The sequence below is a fragment of the Polaromonas sp. P1_G2 genome (assembly GCF_056405515.1).
This window is the reverse complement of the sequence record NZ_JBFUBY010001254.1, coordinates 1-435: the sequence shown is the minus strand read 5'-3', so window position 1 is coordinate 435 and position 435 is coordinate 1. Positions and strand designations below refer to the sequence as shown.

The window sequence follows — 435 nt, the reverse complement described above, 5'->3', positions numbered from 1 at the left end:
GGTCAGAACATGCGCATCCCGCTGCCGGAGCTCAACGAAGAGCGCCGCAAGTCGCTGGTGAAGGTCGCGCATGACTATGCCGAAAAGGCCAAGATCGCGGTGCGAAATGTTCGTCGCGACGGCATGGACGGCTTTAAAAAAGCCGAAAAGGACGGCGATATGAGCCAGGATGACAGCCGTTCCAATTCCGAAAAAGTGCAGAAGATGACGGACGAGACGATTTCAGAGATCGATCGCTTGCTTCACGATAAGGAAAAGGAAATCATGCAGGTTTAATGTCGGGGTTATTCCTCGATCAGGAGGCAGAAGCTACAGATGGATGCAAATCTGACCGCGAAGGTCCCTGCTCATGTCGCCATCATCATGGATGGCAATGGCCGCTGGGCCAAACAACGCGGCCTGCCGCGCACCATGGGCCMCCGCAAGGGCGTGGAA

General features: G+C 55.8%; 2 protein-coding genes. Both read left to right on the top strand.

Annotated features, from left to right (window positions below):
• Positions 1-276, top strand: a 276-nt coding sequence (locus AC1D0P_RS30020; RefSeq protein WP_477680064.1) for a ribosome-recycling factor, incomplete at its 5' end; no start/stop codon positions are given.
• 39 nt (positions 277-315) lie between these two features.
• Positions 316-435, top strand: a 120-nt coding sequence (locus AC1D0P_RS30015) for an undecaprenyl diphosphate synthase family protein (protein WP_477680065.1), incomplete at its 3' end; no start/stop codon positions are given.